4 protein-coding genes are annotated in these 3,018 nt (G+C 33.3%); all 4 read right to left on the reverse strand.

The window, feature by feature from the left end; translation table 11 throughout:
• Positions 1-9: 9 nt before the first annotated feature.
• Genes AB8B65_RS05290 through AB8B65_RS05305 form a run of 4 tightly spaced genes read right to left on the reverse strand, consistent with a single transcriptional unit; the run spans position 10 to position 2,982 of the window.
• Entirely contained in the window at positions 10-1,167 is a 1,158-nt protein-coding gene (locus AB8B65_RS05290; RefSeq protein ID WP_405299814.1) for a flavohemoglobin expression-modulating QEGLA motif protein, read from the reverse strand.
• A gap of 18 nt (positions 1,168-1,185) precedes the next feature.
• Positions 1,186-2,013 carry an N-formylglutamate amidohydrolase gene (locus tag AB8B65_RS05295; protein WP_405299815.1) on the reverse strand — a complete coding sequence of 276 codons (828 nt, stop codon included), beginning with the start codon at positions 2,011-2,013 and terminating at the stop codon, positions 1,186-1,188.
• A gap of 12 nt (positions 2,014-2,025) precedes the next feature.
• On the reverse strand, positions 2,026-2,571 hold the full coding sequence (locus tag AB8B65_RS05300) for a hypothetical protein (RefSeq protein ID WP_405299816.1): 546 nt from the start codon (positions 2,569-2,571) through the stop codon (positions 2,026-2,028).
• 6 nt (positions 2,572-2,577) lie between these two features.
• A complete protein-coding gene (locus AB8B65_RS05305) occupies positions 2,578-2,982 on the reverse strand; it encodes a hypothetical protein (protein WP_405299817.1) in 405 nt (134 codons plus the stop codon).
• Positions 2,983-3,018: the final 36 nt, after the last annotated feature.

Below are 3,018 nucleotides of genomic sequence, written 5' to 3' on the forward strand. Positions count from 1 at the left end.
TTCTTAATATTACTTTAAATTCTCAAGAATGAAATCAACGGTTTTATTGGTGTTATTGTTTTGCATGTACGAATCCGTGATGTGTTTAGAGTCCACAGCACAACCATTTTTTGCTAATGATTCTATACTATCTAGGTAATCCAACGCAATTTTTCCGCGCAATAAGGGTTTCATATCTTTTCCCGATTTGTAATAATCATACACCTTTTTCAATCCTGTTAAATATAGATAATCTTTCGTAAATCCGCCACCGCGATGCGCTCTTGTAGAAATATTAAAAGCTGTTTCGCGATCTAAATCATACGTATTTACAAACAATCTGAAGGTTTTTGAGAACGAATATCCTTTTGCCAAGCTATCGACTGCAATAACACGATATGCGAGTTCTTTTAGGCGTTTTACGGTTAAATTATTACTCATATATTCTGAAAAAACCGCCAAACCTTCTTGGGTTTCTTCATAATTTGGAAAACCGTTAGAAAATATTTTCAACGGATGTAATAATCCGTTCATCGTAGTCACCATGTGTACGCCAATTTCATGGTTGGTCAATACCGCAATTTCATTGTCCGAAAATGTATGTTTTTCATTTATAACAAGGGTTTTTATATTGTTTAAAACCATTGCAATAGCGCTCATATCTTTTGAAAACTTAATTTGATAAGAGAAATCGTATTGTTTTGAATATTCACGGAAAAGTACTTCCGTTTCAGTTGCACTATATTTTGGTTGAAATTGTGCATCATTTTCATCCTCTTCATCAAAATGAAGAATGAACTTTGCATTTTCTACATCTTGCTCCGTTGGCGTACCAAACGAATGCAAACTATTGTAATAAAATTTATGTGTGGTTCCTATCGTTTCAATACATTGAATCAATCCAGAATACGCATAAATAATGTCTTCGTACAACGCTCTTGTATATTCGTTTTCAATACGTTCTATTGGCTGCGAGAACAATTCACGATGCAAGCGAAAACGATCAAAATCAATCGTAGGATATGTAAATTTAGGATCGGTTAAGTATTTGGACTGAAAAAACTTTTGCTTTTCCTGCTCAATGTTTAATGGATTGACATAACTTAACAATTCGACTTTCTTTACCAGATCATCGATGTTTTTGTCAATTTCAAAAAGTACTTTACTCGCTACATTTATATCATTCATTCGTACTGTATTCTTTTCTTAACTATGTTTTGTATAAAAGTCGTTTGCGTGTTGCGGAATCAGCGTTTTTAAGGCAGTTTCAATAGCAGAAACAACTTCGGGAAACATAATTTGATCAATTTCGTCGCAATATATCTTTTTTACTTCAGTTGCCAAAACTAAGGTATTGCTAAAATGTTGTGTAATGAATTTTAAAAAATACCCATTTCCCTGAAATGTATCATTAATTTTTGATGTGGAAGCTATTCCGTTAGGCAAGTTGATTTTAGACAACATAGCACGCCAAGATTCAATAATAGCACCAAAACGTTCATTATCAACATTTCCTGTTCCTAAATTGAATGTAGGCACTTCTCTTTCCCAGCGTTTCCAATTGTACGAATGCATATCATATACCACACAAATACCAAATTTTTCTTCCAACTTCGCAATTAATGCATTGACGACTTTATAGAAATTTGCATGTTTTGCCAAACTTTTCTGTTTCATTTCATCCGACAAAGGCGTATGCCACAATTGTTTTCCCCAAGCATCTTCGTAAATGGCACTTTCAGGCGCGCGATTTAAGTCGTATTCAAAACGAGAATCCATTCCTGCAATTACTATTGGATGCGTTTGTACCATTTCTTTCGTTGCCGGATCTTCTTCAAACCAACGTTCATATTCGGTATGAATACAATTTTGCCAAAGTTCGCGTCTAAATTGATGTCCATCATGTACAGCGCCACAAGCAAACGGTACATATTTATCAATTTTAATCGTAAAAGAATAATCTGCCGAAACAGCTTCAAACAATTCTTCTTGCTGAATTTTCGTTATAATTTGTGCAATGGTTAGTTTTTCCATGTCTATCAACTTTTATGAACGTATTTTTTGTTTTGATCTGTATAAAGTGACTGCTGTCTGATAATTTTCATCTTCAAAATTAATTCGATACTCATAATCATACAATGCAAAAAAAGCGTCCATGCGTTTCTTTTGAGATTTTACCGCATGGTTTGCATTTGTATATTTTATATAAGGTTTAAAGGCGTACATTATCGTTGCTATTCCTCCTGCTATTCCTATTATTGTCATTCCTGCCACTTCACCAGTAAAACGTGTAGAAGCAATTACCCAATCTATATTAAAAAGCCTTTGTGTTAAATATGCGACAACTAAAAAAAGTACAATACCAAGAATTGTATATAAAACTAAGTGAGACACAACTTTTAGTTTCTCATCTTGTAATTCTTTATATTCAAAATTTATTTTAGCAATTTCCTCTTTTGCCGTATCACCAATCATAATTCGAGGGCATTTTCGTAAAAAGTCTGCTTTTTTCTGCGTCAATCCGCATAAATTTCCAACTTTAAAATCAAATTTTTTATGTTCACAAAACGAACAATGTCCTGAAATTTCCACGTATTGCTATTTTATTGTAATTAGTTTGATGTTTTTCTTAACCACATATTTTCCTTTGCTATCAAGCGAAACTTGCACATCTGCTTTATACTCTAAATTATCTTCTTTCAGTAATGCTTCCAATGTTCGTTGTTTTTTTCGGGTAAGATCTATTTCTTTTTTATGTTTTTGAATTGGACGAAACGCAAGTGCTAATAAAATTCCGCCAGCAGCAATTGCAGCTTGAAGTATTGGAAAATCTGTCCATTCAGAAACACTTCCATACGCTCCTAGCCCAATAATTATAATGGCTGCGAATCCTAAAAGACTAGCTTGTTTGAACAAGCTTTTCGGTTTCAGCTTCAACTTTTCTAATACAACCAATGTATCGAGTAACTCTGTACTTATTCGTTCTTGATCTTCTTTTTTCATACTTTTCTATAAGGCAAAAATACAAAATCTGCGTTT

Source organism: Kordia sp. (assembly GCF_045105435.1).
GTDB lineage: Bacteria > Bacteroidota > Bacteroidia > Flavobacteriales > Flavobacteriaceae > Kordia.